The following is a 17,262-nucleotide window of genomic DNA, read 5'->3' as shown; positions in this document are numbered from 1 at the left end:
TCGTCCCTTAACCGGCTGGAGTCGTGGTGGTATCAGGCGTCGCGACGACGGTAGCGCCCGGTCTGACTTTTTGTAAGCCGCTGACAATGACGCGGTCGCCATTTTTCAGCCCTTCCGTCACCAGCCAGCGATCGCCAATCGCCTGAGGGGCAACGACGGTACGTGACTCAACCTGGTTTTTATCGTTAACCACCAGAACGGATGCATCACCGCGCGGCGTGCGGGTCACGCCTTGTTGTGGGACCAGAATCGCATCAGGCTGTGTGCCTTCATCAATGCGGGCCCGGACAAACATGCCAGGCAACAGCAGGTGCTGTGGGTTTGGGAAAATCGCGCGCAAGGTGATAGAGCCGGTACTTTCGTCGACCGTGACATCCGAGAACTGTAGCGTACCTTTCAACGGGTAGGGCTGACCATTCTCCATCACCAGCTCAACGGTGCTGGTGGCCTCTCCTTTTTGCAGGCTCGTCTGCTTCAGACGCATAAAATCACTGCTGGACTGGGTAACGTCGACATACATCGGATCAAGCTGCTGAACCGTTGCCAGGGCTGCGGCTTGCCCGTTGGTCACCAGCGCGCCTTCGGTGACGCTGGATTTACCGATGCGACCCTCGACGGGAGACGTCACTTTGGTATAGGCAAGATTAATGCGCGCGCTTTCAACGCCTGCCTGTGCGGCAACGACGCTGGCATCTGCTTGCTGCGCTGTCGCCACGGCCTGGTCGTATTCCTGCTTGCTGACATACTGCGTGCCAACCAGCGTGAGATAACGTTTTACCGTCAGGTGCGCAATGTTAGCCGCCGCCTGGGCCTTCGCGAGTTCACCTTTCGCGTTGTCATACGCGGCCTGATAGGTGGCAGGATCGATCTGATAAAGTGACTCGCCGGCTTTTACATCACTTCCCTCTGTGAAGTTACGACGCAAGATGATGCCGCTCACCTGAGGACGAACCTCCGCAACGCGAAAGGCATCTGTTCTGCCCGGGAGTTCGGTGGTGACAGCCAGAGGGGCGCTTTTCACTATATGCACGCTGACCTGAGGCGCCTGCGGATGTGGTGGTTGGTTTTCCTGACCATCGCATCCAGCGAGCAGTACCGCGCAGACAATAAAACCGGATAAGGGCAAACGTCTGAAATAATTCGTCATTACTGTTCCTTTAAATACCCATGAACCGATATTTGCCGTGAATCGGTAGCAGGGCAGAGGGATAAAAATAAAATGTAGGGCGTATAATAATGAGGGTAATTAATGTTTTTTAATTTATAAGTGCGAATGAACAGGCCTTAAGGCAAAAATCAGAATCAAACCTGGTGTTAGCGGGGATATACTTCTGGCTGGTTAATCAGATAAATGGCATTTAACGTGGTTGAATTATTCATCTCATGAATTTAATTATATCTATGCATTTGTCTAAATTATTAATTAAGCGATTTGACTTTTTTTGTGCAAAATTAAAACGCAAAGTAGTGAATACTTTCGTGTATCTGACCCGTGTAAATATAAACCTTGTGAGTAACGAGTAGTCGTCTATGGCGCGTAAAAAGAAAGAAGAGGCTCAACAAACCCGTCAGCAGCTGATTGAAGCGGCTATCGGGCAGTTTGCGACGCGGGGCGTGGCGAACACGACGCTGACGGATATCGCGGATGCAGCAAATGTTACACGGGGTGCCATCTACTGGCATTTTACCAGTAAATCAGAAATATTTAATGCCATCTGGGAACAGCAATTACCGTTTCGTGACATCATTCGTGACAGACTTTCTCTTTCTGCGGGCAGCGATCCCTTGTTAATGCTTCGTGAGCAATTTATTGCTGCGTTGCAATATATTGCACATGAGCCTCGGCAATGCGCTCTTTTGCAAATTTTGTATCATAAGTGTGAATTTAATAGCGATATGATTTCAGAGTGTGAAATCAGAAAACGTATTGGTTTTAATTATGATTCTTTACGTACCACGTTGCAGGACTGTATTTCGCGGAACCTCATTTCGTCACAGGTAAATGTTGATCTAACCCTGATTGTTTTCCACGGTTTTTTCAGCGGAATCATTAAAAACTGGTTAATGAATAACAGCAGCTTTAATCTTTATCAGCAGGCTCCTGCGCTGGTCGATAGCATTCTGGCGACACTCCCTGTCGTGCGGGTGTCGCCTCATGAGGATGATTTTAGCTCAGCGCCAGGTAACATTTCCCCTTGCGCGCAGAGCGTTTCGATGGTCTGTGCACTGACCGGTTTGCCCAACAGATAGCCCTGAAGCGTGTTGCAGCCCAGCGCCGTCAAAAAGGTTTGCTGTGCTTCGGTTTCCACCCCTTCCGCCACGACTTTCAGATTTAGCGTTTTTGCCAGGGCCACGATCGCTGAGACAATGGTGGCGTCTTCGCTTTCACCGCTTAACTCTTTCACGAACGCTCTGTCGATTTTCAATTCACAGGCCGGCAGGCGCTTGAGATAAAGCAGGCTGGAGTAGCCGGTACCAAAATCATCAATGGACGCTTTCACGCCCGCGTCCGTCAGCTCTGTCAGCACGCGCACACTCTCATCCGGGTTGCTCATCGCCGTGGTTTCCGTCACTTCAAGGATCAGCATCTCCGGTGGTACGTTGTGACGCGTCAGGCAGTCGAGCACCGTTTTAACCAGTGAAGGTTGCTCAAACTGCAGTGTCGACAGGTTCACCGCCATCGACCAGTTTTGATGACCCTGAAGGTGCCACTCCCGCAACTGACGGCAGGCCTCATTAAGTACCCAGTTGCCAATCGGGATGATCAGCCCCGTTTTTTCCGCCAGCGGCAGGAACAGGTCTGGCGTCAGCAATCCCTGTTTCGGATGTTGCCAGCGCAATAGCGCCTCGAACCCAAGGACAGGACCCGCCGGTGCGTGGAATTTTGGCTGATAAAGCAGGCGCAGTTCATTACGATCGATAGCCAGCCACAGATCGTTCATCAACTGGAGATGGGTCTGCGCCAGGGTGTTCATGGAGGGCTGGAAAAAGTGATAACCGTTTCGGCCCATGTGCTTCGTGTGGTACATCGCCGCATCGGCGTTAAACATCAGCTCGCGCTCGGTTTTACCGTCGTGGGGATAGAGCGCGATACCAATGCTAAGGGTTACCACCAGTTCATAGGGATCCAGATTGAATGGGCTATCGATAGCGCGAACCAGCGAGTTGGCCAGCGAGGCCGCATCATCCGGACCTTCTCCTTCTGCCAGCAGAACAAACTCATCACCACCGATACGGGCAAGGGTGAACTGACCCTTCAGGGGCGTGAGCAGGCGCTGCGTCACGGCGACAAGCAGTCTGTCACCGACATCATGGCCGTACGCATCGTTGATGGTTTTAAACCCGTCGAGATCCATGAACATCAGTGCAAAATGGGTGCCTTCACGGTCAGCTTTGCTGATGGCCTGATCGAGTCGGTCCTCCAGCAAAACACGGTTCGGCAGACGCGTCAGCGTATCCTGCAAAGCCAGTTGAGCGAGTTCGCGGTTCGCTTCTGCAAGTGATGAGGCCAGAAGGGAGGTTCGTGCCTGAAGGCGGGCATCCAGCATCGAGACCAGCAGCGTGATCCCCAGTATGGCGAGTGCGACGACGCTGACCAGTACTGCCAGCCAGCTGCCGTTAATACCTTCATGATGTGTCATGGTCGACATGGGGAACTGAGCGGCTTTCATCCCGGCATAGTGCATACCGGCAATGGCGATCCCCATCGTAACGGCGGCGGCAAAACGCATCAGCGACACCTGAGACGCTTCATGCCGCAAGCTGAACGTCACCCATAATGCGGCGAGCGAAGCCGCAAGCGCAATGACAACCGAAATGACCACCCATGTTTTGTCCCAGATAATACCGGGAGAGACTTCCAGCGCCGCCATGCCGGTGTAATGCATCGCCACAATGCCGCAGCCCATCACTAACGCACCGGGCAGCAGACGGCGCAAACGTAACTGCTCACAGCTAACGAGCCACAGCGCAAACAGTGACGAGCCCACGGCGATAACCATGGATAGCACCGTCAGGGTCGCGTTGTAGCGCATGCTCATGGAGAGGTCCATCGCCAGCATGCCGATAAAATGCATGGCCCACACGCCAATCCCCATGGCAATACCGCCACCGGCCAGCCAGACGCGCGCAGCCACGCCCTGACTCCCGGCAACACGAGCAGCCATATTCAGCGCGGTATAGGCAGCAAGGATAGCAACAACAAAGGAGAGGACGACGAGGATATGGTTGTATTGGCTAACCAGCATGATCGGTTCTACTCGAGTGTGAAGTTACGCAGGCGCGGTTGAGAAGGGCGAGACATTATCATCGTAAGGTAACGGCTCAAAGGGATTTAAATCCCCGTTTTTAGTGGGTCTTAACAGTGAGTTTAGCGACGTCAGGCGGTTAGTCGAGTTCTGAGCAGTTCACTAATTTTAGCGGATTTACGGAATTCATATTGCGACACTTATCGGCTTCAGTGCTCATCAGTTCAATCCACTGCATCAGGAGCGCGTCGAAGAGGAAAACCGAGACAGCAAATACAACCAGCCACCAGTATTTACGAATCATGCGTGTCATTCCGGGTAAAGAGGTTCAGTGAGGTGGTGGAAATATACACGAAAAGTTGCGGTTTAAAAGGGGGATAAACGAAGGTTTACACAGCCTTGACGGTGACAGGCGCGGGCAATAAAAAAGGCGCATCCCCATGCCAGGTAGCGCCTTTTTAAACAAGCATTTCGCTAACCGAAATTAGTTCATGCCGTATTTTTTCAGTTTCTTACGCAGTGTACCACGGTTGATACCCATCATCAGGGCAGCGCGGGTTTGGTTACCGCGGGTGTATTGCATCACCATGTCCAACAGTGGCTGTTCAACTTCAGCCAGTACCAGCTCATACAGGTCATTAACATCCTGACCGTTCAGTTGAGCAAAATAGTTCTTCAGTGCCTGTTTAACCGAGTCACGCAGGGGCTTTTGAGTTACCTGATCCTGAGAGTTAACGGTAGAAACGGTCAGTACGTCAGAATTTACGCGTTGTTCGAACATAGTTCTGTCAGCTCTTTATTTCATTACGCAAGATTTTCGAAGTATGCCTCCAACGCCTCCAGCTGTACGCTGGCATCCTCTATGGCGTTGAATGTGCGCCGAAACTGGTCATTTGGAGCGTGCTCCTGGAGATACCAGGATACGTGTTTACGCGCAATTCGGTACCCTTTTGCCTGACCATAAAAGTCATGCAATTCCCGAACATGCGAACAAAGCAAGCGCTTTACCTCTGCCAGTGGCAGTGGGGCAAGCAACTCCCCAGTGTCCAGATAATGCTGGATTTCCCGAAAGATCCAGGGTCTTCCCTGAGCGGCACGTCCTATCATCAGAGCATCAGCTCCCGTATAGTCGAGCACAGCTCTGGCTTTAAGCGGGTCAGTAATGTCACCATTCGCGATAACCGGAATGGAAACTTTCTGCTTAACTGCCCGAATGCTGTCGTATTCAGCTTCACCATTGAACAAACAGGCGCGAGTGCGTCCATGGATGGTCAGGGCCTGAATGCCACAGTCTTCGGCCAGTTGGGCAATCTCTACACAGTTACGGTGTTCCGGCGACCAACCCGTGCGAATCTTCAACGTAACAGGAACGTCCACTGCGCTGACAACCGCGGTCAGGATAGACTTCACCTGGTCGGGGTATTGCAGAAGGGCTGAACCTGCAAGCTTGCGATTCACTTTCTTGGCCGGGCAACCCATATTGATATCAATAATCTGGGCGCCACTTTCCACGTTAATCCGCGCGGCATCTGCCATCTCTTCAGGCACGCTTCCGGCAATTTGCACGGTGCGAATACCTGGTTCATCAACGTGCACCATCCGAAGGCGGGACTTATCGCTTTCCCACACTTGTGGGTTAGACGACATCATCTCGGAAACGGTTAAACCTGCCCCCATCTCATAACACAGCGTCCTGAACGGCCGGTCGGTAATACCTGCCATTGGGGCTGCGATCAGGCGATTTCTGAGCTGGTAGTGTCCGATGCGCATGAGTTAAGAAATGACCATACTGTGACTGCAAGGCGGCGTATATTACGCATTTTTTGCACGAGATGAAAGGCCAAACTTTGAACAATCCACTGTTGTAGATCAAGGAATCGCCGCTCTGTCCTTCAGGTGAAAATTATAAACCTGTTAAATCATAAAGTTATGAGGGAATGATTATTTTATAGCCGCTTACAATTTCCCGTAACTTCTCATCATTTCTGAATAAATGCATCACTTGAGCGGGATAATCTGCTGTTTTTAGCAGCAGATTATCCCGCTTGTTTGCGATCTGAGTCGCATTTTAGAACATGATCTGCATGCGAAAAATGCGCATTATTCGACGACTACGCGACCATGAAGGGGTTGTACCGGGCGGTTATTTTCGTGGTGCATCGTGTGGGAGAATTTCTCAAGCTGCTCTGCAGAGACGGTCAGCGGGTGCTTCAGTACAATCCAGGTTACCCCCTCTGAGCACGGCGGCGTGGTCAGCGAGCCGCTAAAGCGCCAGTATGTTTTATCTTTTGGAATCAGCTTGTTCAGATTGAGATCCTGCTTAATGGAGACGTTCTGTTCGGCCTGCTCAGGCATGACGCTCCACAGCTTATTCAGTTCCGGGTTCGCGGCCCCTTTATCGAACATGACCGCCACCACCGCCAGCTCACCGGCCGCGTTTTTGTGCACCAGATGCATTTCCATCGCAAATTTCTTGCCATGCACGGTGTTTTCGCTCGGCGCGTGGAAATGGAACTGTTGCAGGGTCCAGGTTTGCTTATCGAGGGTAAGGGTATCGCGGGTTTCCGGCTTTTCACTTGCCTGAATGGTATGGCCGTTGTTCGTCAGCGTCACAGGGCCATCAATGTAATGCGTTTGCAGCGGGGAGAGGTGCGCGTTAGCAGTGGATTCAATGTTGATGGGGGACTGATTCATCCCGCGTTGACAGGTTTTGTAAGCCTCGTCCAGTTCGCCCCAGTGTTCCGGTGCGCCTTCGCCTTCGTAGCTCCAGTGTGATGCGCAGGCTGAAGCCGAGATAATGCTCAGCGCAAAGAGCGCTGCCTTGCCAGTAAAGTGGGTCATAGTATTCTTCCGGTGAATTATTGTGGTTCAAACCATTTTTATCAATATGATTTGTGTGGGTATTTTACCGGAGAAGGGCATAGGAGGAGAGGATTATCGGAGGAAGAGAGGCGTGGTCAGATGACCACGCCAATGGCTTACTTTTTACGGCCCGTAATACGACACCACTCTTCTTTTTCGACCACCGGATCGAGGGCGAAAAGATCGGCGTAGGCTTCGCAAACGCTGTCAGCCTGGCTTGCCAGGATCCCGGAAAGTCCCAGCAGACCGCCGTCAACGGGCAGTACGCTGATTAACGGGGCCAGTTCGCGTAATGGGCCGGCCAGAATGTTCGCCACCACCACATCGGCTTTCATGGCTTCTGGCTGCGCATCCGGCAGATACAGTTCAAGACGGTCAGAAACGCCGTTGCGTTCAGCGTTATCACGGCTGGCCTGAATAGCCTGTGGATCGATATCGATCCCAATGGCTTTGGCCGCGCCCAGTTTCAGCGCCGCGATAGCGAGGATCCCGGATCCGCATCCGAAGTCGATCACCGTCTTGCCGTCCAGATCCAGACTGTCCAGCCACTGCAGGCACAGAGAAGTCGTCGGGTGAGTACCGGTCCCAAATGCCAGGCCCGGATCCAGCATCACGTTTACCGCGTTTTCATCCGGAACGTCACGCCAGCTCGGGCAGATCCACAGACGTTTACCGAACTGCATTGGGTGGAAGTTATCCATCCACTCGCGTTCCCAGTCTTTGTCTTCCAGCTGTTCAATTTTGTGTGCAAAACCCGCACCCAGCAGCGGATGATTTTCCAGGATCGCGACAACCTCTTTCATGTCAGTTTCTGCATCAAACAGGCCAATAACGTCGGTATCACCCCACAGGCGGGTTTCGCCCGGCAGTGGCTCAAACACCGGCGTGTCATGCGTGTCCTGGAAGGTGATGGAGACCGAACCGGCTTCCATCAGCGCATCGCTTAGCTCTTCGGCGTTAGCGCCGGTTGTATTCAGTTTTAGTTGGATCCACGGCATGGCAAAACTCTTTATTTATCAGTAGAAATCGTAGCGGGCTGTGGGACAGGCTGACCGAAACGGTTCCCGACCACAAACGCCAGTAAACTTAACAGTAACGAAGGCACAATAGGATGGAAGCCCAGGTACTGAATTTTAAATGTAGCTAGCACGGCATACAGCACACCGCCGACAATCATGCCGCTCAGGGCGCCGGCAGCGTTGGCGCGCTCCCAGTAGAGGCCCAATACCAGCGGCCACAGGAAGACGGCTTCAAGGCCGCCAAACGCCAGCAGGTTCAGCCAGATGATCATCTCCGGCGGACGCCATGCGGCTAACAGCAGCAGCGCGCCTAAAACGAGCGTAATCACCGCCGACATACGCTTCAGGCGTCGTTCATTTTGAACCTGCTCAGGACGCAGGTTCAGATAGAGATCTTTAATGATCGTAGCGGAACTCTGCAGTAGCTGGGCGTTAATGGTCGACATTATGGCGGCCATTGGCGCGGCGAGGAATATCCCCGCGGCAAAAGGCGGAAGCACTTTGACCATCAGGGTCGGGATCACCAAATCGGGAACCGTAAGGTCGGGGATCACCGCACGTCCTAACGCACCCGCCAGATGCATGCCGAACATCAGGATTGCAACAACGACCGTCCCGATAATAATACCCCGGTGAACGGCTTTGCTGTCTTTATACGAGATACAACGCACGGCGGTATGCGGCAGGCCAATAACACCAAAGCACACCAGCACCCAGAACGACGTCATAAATGTTGGCGAAAGGATATCATCCGCACCCTGCGGGGAAATCAGTTTCGGGTCAATCGCTTCCAGAGTTTCAACGGCATGGCTCAGACCACCTGCGGCGTGAACAATTCCCACCAGCAGAACGATTGTGCCAACGAGCATCACCATCCCCTGCAGCGTATCGTTCAGCACGCTGGCGCGAAATCCGCCAAACGCGGTATACAGCGCAATGCTCACCCCAAAGATGATAAGGCCCGTCTCATAGGGGATCCCTGCAGCGGTTTCCAGCAGACGTGCCCCGCCGATGAACTGCACCGTCATTGCACCAATAAACGCGACCAGCAGGCTTAAGCTTGCCAGCCACACCAGCAGACGGCTCTGGTAGCGCGCAAACAGCATATCGTTGAGCGTCACGGCGTTATAACGGCGTGCCAGAATGGCAAACTTTTTACCCAGTATACCCAGTGAGAGCCAGACGGCAGGCAGCTGAATCATTGCCAGCAGCACCCAGCCTAACCCGTATTTATAGGCTGCACCGGGGCCACCTATAAACGAGCTGGCGCTGATATAGGTGGCGGTAAGCGTCATGGCCAGCACGACACCGCCCATCGAGCGACTGCCGAGGAAATACTCATTCAGGAAAGTGCCGGTGGTTCTCTTACGCATTGCATAAACGGACAAACCAAACACGACCACCAGATACGCGACCAGCGGCAGAATGACTTCAAGCTGCATCATCATCCTCCAGCGGGATATCCCGGTAGATAAATTTCACCATTGCCCAGCACAGCAGGATAAAGACCAGCGGCACCAGCAGGCAGGCCATTTCGAACCAGTGAGGCAGGCCGGTAATGCCAATAGCCGAGTCAGGTAAGTAAGCGGTCACCAACCATGCGGCAAGATAGAGAAGGGTCAGCCACAGCGCCCATCGCGCTTCTTTATGGGCCTGAACAAAACGCTTGTCCATTTTTTGTCCCTTGTGGATGAATAAAGCGGGGATTGTACATGATGGGGCTTTCCGATCCCCAGAAATAAAAAAAGGCCGGATTATCCGGCCTTTTTGGCGTGACTGCGCGCTTACTTCTCTTGCAGACCGAGTTTTTTCTCCAGATAGTGGATGTTAGTCCCACCATTCTGGAAGTGCTCGTCGCTCATGATACGCATCTGCAGTTCAACGTTGGTTTTGATACCGTCGATGATCAGCTCCTGCAGGGCGTTCTTCATGCGGGCAATTGCCACGTCACGGTTTTCGCCGTAGCAGATAAGCTTACCGATCATGGAGTCATAGTACGGGGGTACGGTGTAACCCGCGTAGATATGAGACTCCCAACGCACACCAAAGCCACCCGGCGCGTGGAAACGCGTGATTTTACCCGGGCTTGGCAGGAAGGTATTCGGGTCTTCGGCGTTGATACGGCATTCCACCGCATGGCCTTTGACCACAACTTCTTCCTGTTTGATGGACAGAGGCTGACCCGCAGCGATACGCAGCTGTTCTTTGATCAGGTCAACGCCGGTAATCATTTCGGTAACCGGGTGTTCTACCTGAATACGGGTGTTCATCTCAATGAAGTAGAACTCGCCGTTTTCGAACAGGAACTCGAAAGTACCCGCACCGCGATAGCCGATATCGACACAGGCTTTAGCACAACGCTCGCCGATGTAGCGACGCAGTTCCGGCGTAATGCCCGGTGCTGGCGCTTCTTCAACCACTTTCTGGTGACGACGCTGCATGGAGCAGTCACGTTCTGCCAGATAGATAGCGTTACCCTGACCGTCAGCCAGCACCTGAATTTCGATGTGGCGTGGGTTTTCCAGGTATTTTTCCATGTACACCATGTCATTGCTGAAAGCTGCTTTCGCTTCCGCTTTGGTCATGGAGATGGACTGAGCCAGTTCAGCATCGCTACGCACAACGCGCATACCGCGACCGCCGCCGCCGCCGGACGCCTTGATGATAACCGGATAGCCAATGCGTTTCGCATGAGCACGGTTAGCATCCATGTCGTCGGTCAGAGGACCGTCAGAGCCCGGTACGGTTGGAACACCGGCTTTTTTCATCGCGGTGATTGCGGACACTTTGTCGCCCATCAGGCGGATAGTGTCAGCTTTCGGGCCGATGAAGATAAAGCCAGAGCGCTCAACCTGCTCAGCAAAGTTGGCGTTCTCAGAGAGGAAGCCATAACCCGGATGAATTGCCACCGCGCCGGTGATTTCAGCGGCGCTGATGATAGCCGGGATGTTCAGATAGCTTTTTACGGACGGAGCCGGGCCAATACAGACCGTCTCATCCGCCAGCAATACGTGTTTTAAATCGCGATCCGCGCTTGAGTGCACAGCGACGGTCTTGATGCCCAGTTCTTTACAGGCACGAAGAATACGCAGTGCAATCTCGCCGCGGTTGGCGATAACAATTTTATCCAGCATGTTCGCCTCGTTACTCGATGACGACCAGCGGCTCGTCAAATTCAACCGGCTGACCACTTTCGACCAGAATCGCTTTCACAGTGCCTGATTTGTCTGCTTCGATCTGGTTCATCATTTTCATCGCTTCAACGATGCACAGGGTATCGCCTGCGTTGACTTTCTGACCCACTTCGATGAACGCTTTCGCGTCCGGGCTCGGGGTGCGGTAGAAAGTACCAACCATTGGGGAACGTACGATGTGACCACTGATTTCTGCTGCAGCGGCAGGTGCGGCTTCAGCTGCTGGTGCAACGGCTGCGGAAAGCGCAGGCTGCTGCACTGGCGCAGCATAAGCCTGCTGCATTACCGGGAAGCTAGCGGCTGGGGCTGCACGGCTGATGCGTACAGACTCTTCGCCTTCAGAAATTTCCAGTTCGGAGATGCCTGATTCTTCAACCAGCTCGATCAGTTTTTTAATCTTACGAATATCCATGAGTGGGTTCCGTACTCTTGTTTAGTGTGATTGTGACAAGCGTTTTACCGCTGTCTGTAAAGCGTATGAATAGCCGTCAGCGCCCAGTCCGCAAATAACGCCAGCGGCGATATCTGATAGATAGGAATGGTGGCGGAACGGCTCTCGGGCGTGCACGTTGCTCAGGTGGATCTCGATAAACGGGATACTCACTGCGAGCAGTGCGTCGCGAATAGCAACACTGGTGTGCGTAAACGCGGCCGGATTGATCAGGATATAGTCCACAGTGTCTTTAGCCTGATGAATACGGTCGATGATTGCGTACTCCGCGTTCGACTGAAAATGATCCAAATCCACATTCAGCGACGTTGCTTCCGTGCTCAGACGGTTAACAATTTCACTCAATGTTAGCGAGCCGTACTTCTCTGGCTCGCGGGTGCCGAGCATGTTCAGGTTCGGTCCGTTTAAAACTAAGATATGGAACTTATCAGCCATTGTGCCGCTATCTCCTGCGATTCTCCGGTAAAAAACAAAATATACCTTCGAAGCACGATTGTCACCTTTTCAGAGGCCTAAAACCGCTGTCGGGTAAACCAAAGTCGCACATTATAACGATTTCGTAGCATTTGGCAGCTAAATACTGGTCTTATCAGGGAAGATTATCAACCGCTATCCGAAAAAGATTCGCGGTTGACAGGGATTCTGCGGGAAAACGCACAGTTTCGCGAATTATCGCAACCACTGACGGAACTTCTTGTAACGCCATGCTAAAAGCGCCACAGCCAGCAGCGCGTAGAGTATGGGCTGCGGGGAGAGGATCTTCACCGACCACAGATAATGGATGGGTGCGAGGATCGCGACAAGATAGACGAAGTTGTGCAGCAGTTGCCAGCGCCTGCCCAATGTACGTTGTGCATATTGCGTTGATGTCAGTGCTAATGCCAGTAACACCAGCCAGCTCACGATACCTAACGTCAGGTACGGACGGGTAACCAGTTCGCGGCCCAACAGTGCCAGGTTGTTAATGCCCAGTTCCAGCAAGGCGTAGCTGGTCAAATGGAGCGTCGCCCAGGCAAAACACCATAGCCCCAAAAGCCGGCGGGTGCGTATCAATAATGGCTGTTTAGCGTAGCGCGCTAACGGTGACACCAGCAAGGTCGCCAGTAAAAATTTCAGAGCCATCCGACCGGTAAAGTGCTGGATATCCTTTGCCGGATCAGCGCTAAAAAGCCCCTGGCTGGCGGCCCAGAATAACCAGATAAAAGGAAGCAACCCGGCTAAGTGCAACAGCACTTTCAGCCAGGTTATCTGTTTTGCCGTTAAACGCACTCAGAAGTTCTCCCGTAAATTAAGGCCACGGTAAAGCGACGCCACTTCATCAGCGTAGCCGTTAAACAGCAGTGTTGGCTGACGCTTCACATCCAGCGCGCCGCCGGAACCGATAAATCGCTCGGTGGCCTGTGACCAGCGGGGATGATCGACGTGCGGGTTCACATTGGCAAAAAAGCCATATTCGTCAGGCGCCGCCAGGTTCCAGGTCGTGGGGGGACGTTCGCGGGTGAGCTTAATGCTGACGATAGATTTAATCCCTTTAAAACCGTACTTCCACGGCACCGTTAAGCGAACAGGCGCGCCGTTCTGCGGCGGGAGTGCTTTGCCGTAAACACCGACGGTCAGCAGCGTAAGAGGATGCATCGCTTCGTCGAGCCGTAACCCTTCGACATACGGATACGCAAGCCCACCGCCGATAAACCGATCTTTCTGGCCCGGCATCTCGTCCGGGGCGTAGCGCGTTTGGAAAGAGACATATTTTGCGTTGCTGGTGGGTTCAACCATCGCCAGCAGTTTATGCAGCGGGAAGCCTACCCAGGGCACGACCATCGACCAGGCTTCCACGCAGCGCATGCGGTAGATACGCTCTTCCAGTGGGAAACGGGTGGTGAGATCGTGATGGTCCAGCGTCAGCGGTTTTGCCACTTCACCGTCGATTTTCAGCGTCCACGGATCGGTTTTCATACTTCCCGCGTTGGCCGCAGGATCGGCCTTATCGAGACCAAATTCGTAGAAATTGTTATAGCCGGTCACTTTGTCTTCCGGCGTGAGCGTCAGTGTGTTTTGCCACTGAGCGGGTTTCGTAAAGGTGAGCGGGGCGCCAGAAGGGGCTTTCGGGCGATCGTTACCTTTAAACCAGTCGAGCAGGTCGGCATGAGCCGCAGGGGAAAGCGTCAGTGCGGTGGCGCTGATGCCAAGCATTTTCAGGATCTGGCGGCGCTGTAACATAAAGACAGATTCCGACGTTACGTCGGCTTCCGTCAGTTTTCGGGTTTTCATGGCATCCTCCGTCATGCGTTTTTCTAAGCATGACGGAGGAGAGGGATTAGCGCGAATATGTCACGAAAATTTGAAGATTAGGCAATTTTCACCAGCGCGCGGCCGTGGAACTGGTTGTCCATGATCTTGCTGGCATATTCAGGCGCCTGGCTAAGCGTGATTTCGGTTGCGCTCTGAGTAAAGAACGTGTCCGGCAAATCGCGCTGCAGACGTTCCCAGGCCGCAATGCGGCGCGCCGCCGGGGTCATCACGGAATCAACACCCTGCAGGCGAACGTTACGCAGAATAAAGGGCATCACGGTGGTGGGCAGGGCAAAACCGCCCGCCAGACCACAGGCTGCCACGCAGCCGCCGTAGTTCATCTGCGCCAGCACTTTTGCCAGCACTTTGTCACCGACGGTATCTACCGCACCTGCCCAGAGCTGTTTTTCCAGTGGACGGGTTTCGGCAAACTCGTCGCGGCTCAGGATGCGATTAGCGCCGAGCTGACGCAGGTACGCGTGGGTGCTCTCGCGCCCGGAAACTGCCGCAACCTGGTAACCCAGTTTGTGCAGCAATGTTACCGCCGTGCTGCCCACACCACCGCTGGCACCGGTCACGACGATCTCACCCGATTCAGGGCGAATACCGGCATCTTCCAGCGCCATCACGCACAGCATGGCGGTAAAGCCTGCGGTACCGATGATCATCGCTTTACGACCATCCAGGCCTTGTGGCATCGGCACCAGCCAGTCGCCTTTCACGCGCGCCTGTGTCGCCAGCCCGCCCCAGTGATTTTCGCCCACGCCCCAGCCCGTGAGCAGCACCTGCTGGCCGGCATGGAAGCGCGGATCTTCGCTCGCATGAACCCGGCCCGCAAAATCGATACCTGGCACCATAGGGAAATTTCGGATGATTTTACCCTTCCCGGTAATAGCCAGCGCATCTTTATAATTTAAACTGGACCAGTCGATGTCGACGGTCACTTCGCCTGCCGGCAGTCGGCTCTCTTCAACGGCCTGCACCGAGGCAAGCGTTTTGCCGTCCTGCTGTTCTAAAATCAAAGCCTGCATACAGGGTCCTCACGACTCAGATGATTGGAAAATAGCTCCTGAAGACTATACTCCCTCAGGGAAAAGCAATGCCGATTTAACGCAATAAATTGCCAGATACGCCAGGTTTGATAGTATGCCGCATTTGAAATGCAAGTTAGCGCTTACTCGCTACCCCCACAACCCACGGAGTTATCTCAAGGATGCGATTAACGACGAAGTTCTCGGCTTTTATCACCTTACTGACGGGGCTGACCATTTTTGTCACGCTCCTTGGCTGTTCTCTGAGCTTTTATAACGCCATTCAGGACAAGCTGGTTAATCGGGTGCAGTCTGTCGCGTCGGTGATTGATAATCGTCTCCTCACCACCCCGCTGCCGGCGCTGTCCCGCGAGCTGGATGAGTTGATGGTGCCTGTCGATATTGTCCAAATCGACATTCTGCAGGGAAAGCATAACGTTTTAAGCCATGCCCGGCAGGACAGCTATCGGCCTGCGGGCGTGGTAAGCCAGTACCGGGAAGTGACGGTGCACTCCCTTAAAAACCCCGGCATGACCATAAACATGGTCTACCTCGATCCAATGGCCAGCTACTTCCGCTCAATGATGACCACCGCGCCGCTCACCGTCGCCGTCGCGTTTATTGTCCTGCTGATTTTTCTCGCGGTTCGCTGGCTGCGCCGTCAGCTCTCTGGTCAGGAACTGCTGGAGATGCGTTCCGTGCGAATACTGAACGGTGAACGCGGCCCGCAGGTGCGTGGCTCGATCCATGAATGGCCTGCACGTGCCAGCAGTGCGCTGGATACGCTGCTCTCAGAAATTCAGTTCGCCAGCGACCAGCGCAGCCGTATGGACACGCTGATCCGCTCTTACGCTGCGCAGGATAATAAAACCGGGCTGAACAACCGTCTTTTCTTTGATAATCAACTGGCCACGTTGCTGGACGATCCGGAAAAAGTCGGGACGCACGGTGTTGTCATGATGATTCGCCTGCCCGATTTCGATCTGCTGCGCGACACCTGGGGACAGCGCGTGGCGGAAGAGAATCTCTTTACGCTGATCAACCTGCTCTCCACCTTTATTATGCGTTATCCGGGTGCGCTGCTGGCCCGTTATCACCGCAGCGATTTTGCCGTGCTGCTGCCTCACCGTACGCTGAAAGAGTCAGAAAGCATCGCCAGCCAGCTGCTGAAAGCGGTGGATGCGCTGCCGCAGAGCAAAATGCTCGACAGGGACGATATGGTTCATATGGGCATCTGTGCCTGGCGCGGCGGCCAGTCGACGGAACAGGTGATGGAACATGCTGAAGCGGCAACCCGCAACGCCGTGTTGCAGGGCGCTAACGGCTGGGCAGTGTACGACGATTCGTTACCGGAAAAAGGGCGCGGCAATGTGCGTTGGCGAACGTTGATAGAGCAAATGCTCAGCCGCGGCGGGCCGCGCATTTATCAAAAACCGGCGGTGATGAAAAACGGGAACGTTCATCACCGTGAGCTGATGTGCCGTATTTTTGACGGTACGGAAGAGGTCATCTCCGCGGAATATTTACCGATGGTGCTGCAGTTTGGGCTTTCTGAAGAGTATGACCGCCAGCAGATCACACGACTCATGCCGTTTTTGTCCTTCTGGCCCGAAGAAAACCTGGCGCTACAGGTTACCGTGGAGTCGTTAATTCGCCCGCGTTTTCAGCGCTGGTTGCGTGATACATTAATGCAATGCGAAAAATCGCAACGCAAACACATTATTTTTGAACTTGCTGAGGCGGATGTGGGTCAACACATCAGCCGGTTACGTCCGGTAGTACGGTTGATTAATGCGCTAGGTGCCCGTGTCGCGGTCACGCAGGCGGGTTTAACGCTGGTCAGTACTAACTGGATTAAGGAACTGGATGTGGAGTTATTAAAGTTGCATCCAGGGCTGGTAAGGAACATTGAAAAGCGCACGGAAAACCAGCTGCTGGTACAGAGTCTGGTGGAAGCGTGCAAGGGAACGCGAACACAAGTCTTTGCCACGGGCGTGCGCTCCAGAAGCGAATGGCAGATGTTGACAGAGCGCGGTGTGACGGGCGGTCAGGGGGATTTTTTTGCCTCCTCTCAGCCGCTTGACACCAATGTGAAAAAATATTTGCAAAGATACTCTGTTTGACCTGCCGTTTAATCCGTTTTCACGTAGAATATCGCGCCTGTAG

Annotated in this window: 17 protein-coding genes; 2 read left to right on the top strand and 15 right to left on the bottom strand. The window is 53.6% G+C overall.

Annotation, left to right across the window (positions count from 1 at the left end):
* Positions 1-7: 7 nt before the first annotated feature.
* Entirely contained in the window at positions 8-1,147 is a 1,140-nt protein-coding gene (locus HV340_RS20765) for an efflux RND transporter periplasmic adaptor subunit (RefSeq protein WP_047355525.1), read from the bottom strand.
* A gap of 383 nt (positions 1,148-1,530) precedes the next feature.
* On the opposite strand from HV340_RS20765, the gene envR reads away from it, so the two are divergent.
* Positions 1,531-2,250 carry an acrEF/envCD operon transcriptional regulator gene (gene envR, locus HV340_RS20760; RefSeq protein WP_074176919.1) on the top strand — a complete coding sequence of 240 codons (720 nt, stop codon included), beginning with the start codon at positions 1,531-1,533 and terminating at the stop codon, positions 2,248-2,250.
* On the opposite strand, the gene HV340_RS20755 is transcribed toward envR, so the two are convergent.
* The 14 genes from HV340_RS20755 to HV340_RS20690 all read right to left on the bottom strand — a co-directional run bounded on the left by HV340_RS20755 (position 2,154) and on the right by HV340_RS20690 (position 15,096).
* Positions 2,154-4,247 (bottom strand): bifunctional diguanylate cyclase/phosphodiesterase, encoded by a 2,094-nt coding sequence (locus HV340_RS20755; RefSeq protein ID WP_181216203.1) that lies wholly within the window; start codon positions 4,245-4,247, stop codon positions 2,154-2,156. The genes envR and HV340_RS20755 overlap by 97 nt on opposite strands.
* 139 nt (positions 4,248-4,386) lie before the next feature.
* Positions 4,387-4,551: a DUF2556 family protein gene (locus tag HV340_RS20750; RefSeq protein WP_020883498.1), complete on the bottom strand. Its 165-nt coding sequence runs from the start codon at positions 4,549-4,551 to the stop codon at positions 4,387-4,389.
* A gap of 180 nt (positions 4,552-4,731) precedes the next feature.
* Complete coding sequence (gene fis / locus HV340_RS20745) at positions 4,732-5,028, bottom strand: DNA-binding transcriptional regulator Fis (protein ID WP_000462905.1); 297 nt, start codon at positions 5,026-5,028, stop codon at positions 4,732-4,734.
* 23 nt (positions 5,029-5,051) lie between these two features.
* Positions 5,052-6,017 carry a tRNA dihydrouridine synthase DusB gene (dusB, locus tag HV340_RS20740; protein WP_014171871.1) on the bottom strand — a complete coding sequence of 322 codons (966 nt, stop codon included), beginning with the start codon at positions 6,015-6,017 and terminating at the stop codon, positions 5,052-5,054.
* A 330-nt stretch (positions 6,018-6,347) separates the two neighbouring features.
* Positions 6,348-7,088: a carbonic anhydrase family protein gene (locus tag HV340_RS20735; protein WP_063925629.1), complete on the bottom strand. Its 741-nt coding sequence runs from the start codon at positions 7,086-7,088 to the stop codon at positions 6,348-6,350.
* A 137-nt stretch (positions 7,089-7,225) separates the two neighbouring features.
* Positions 7,226-8,107, bottom strand: coding sequence for a 50S ribosomal protein L11 methyltransferase (prmA, locus tag HV340_RS20730; RefSeq protein ID WP_014171869.1), 882 nt, complete (start codon positions 8,105-8,107; stop codon positions 7,226-7,228).
* Between the two features lie 11 nt (positions 8,108-8,118).
* Positions 8,119-9,570 carry a sodium/pantothenate symporter gene (gene panF / locus HV340_RS20725; RefSeq protein ID WP_020883501.1) on the bottom strand — a complete coding sequence of 484 codons (1,452 nt, stop codon included), beginning with the start codon at positions 9,568-9,570 and terminating at the stop codon, positions 8,119-8,121.
* Positions 9,560-9,802, bottom strand: coding sequence for a YhdT family protein (locus HV340_RS20720; RefSeq protein WP_006178860.1), 243 nt, complete (start codon positions 9,800-9,802; stop codon positions 9,560-9,562). The genes panF and HV340_RS20720 overlap by 11 nt, the downstream gene beginning before the upstream one ends.
* A 110-nt stretch (positions 9,803-9,912) precedes the next feature.
* A complete protein-coding gene (gene accC / locus HV340_RS20715) occupies positions 9,913-11,262 on the bottom strand; it encodes an acetyl-CoA carboxylase biotin carboxylase subunit (protein ID WP_020883502.1) in 1,350 nt (449 codons plus the stop codon).
* Positions 11,263-11,272: 10 nt separating this feature from the next.
* Complete coding sequence (accB, locus tag HV340_RS20710; RefSeq protein ID WP_014171866.1) at positions 11,273-11,734, bottom strand: acetyl-CoA carboxylase biotin carboxyl carrier protein; 462 nt, start codon at positions 11,732-11,734, stop codon at positions 11,273-11,275.
* Positions 11,735-11,755: 21 nt separating this feature from the next.
* Positions 11,756-12,208, bottom strand: coding sequence for a type II 3-dehydroquinate dehydratase (gene aroQ, locus HV340_RS20705; protein ID WP_014171865.1), 453 nt, complete (start codon positions 12,206-12,208; stop codon positions 11,756-11,758).
* Positions 12,209-12,442: 234 nt separating this feature from the next.
* Positions 12,443-13,042 carry a protein-methionine-sulfoxide reductase heme-binding subunit MsrQ gene (gene msrQ, locus HV340_RS20700; protein WP_014171864.1) on the bottom strand — a complete coding sequence of 200 codons (600 nt, stop codon included), beginning with the start codon at positions 13,040-13,042 and terminating at the stop codon, positions 12,443-12,445.
* The gene (gene msrP / locus HV340_RS20695; protein ID WP_020883504.1) at positions 13,043-14,044 is read right to left on the bottom strand and encodes a protein-methionine-sulfoxide reductase catalytic subunit MsrP; all 1,002 of its coding nucleotides are present in this window, start codon (positions 14,042-14,044) and stop codon (positions 13,043-13,045) included.
* A 77-nt stretch (positions 14,045-14,121) separates the two neighbouring features.
* Positions 14,122-15,096, bottom strand: a complete 975-nt coding sequence (locus tag HV340_RS20690; RefSeq protein WP_020883505.1) for an MDR family oxidoreductase — start codon at positions 15,094-15,096, stop codon at positions 14,122-14,124.
* Positions 15,097-15,278: 182 nt separating this feature from the next.
* Here HV340_RS20690 and csrD point away from each other — a divergent pair, with 182 nt between their 5' ends.
* Positions 15,279-17,219 carry an RNase E specificity factor CsrD gene (csrD, locus tag HV340_RS20685; RefSeq protein ID WP_014171861.1) on the top strand — a complete coding sequence of 647 codons (1,941 nt, stop codon included), beginning with the start codon at positions 15,279-15,281 and terminating at the stop codon, positions 17,217-17,219.
* Positions 17,220-17,262 lie beyond the last annotated feature (43 nt).

It is taken from the genome of Enterobacter sp. RHBSTW-00975 (assembly GCF_013615235.1).
Taxonomy (GTDB): Bacteria; Pseudomonadota; Gammaproteobacteria; order Enterobacterales; family Enterobacteriaceae; genus Enterobacter; species Enterobacter ludwigii.
This window is presented reverse-complemented; position numbering and strand designations above follow the sequence as displayed.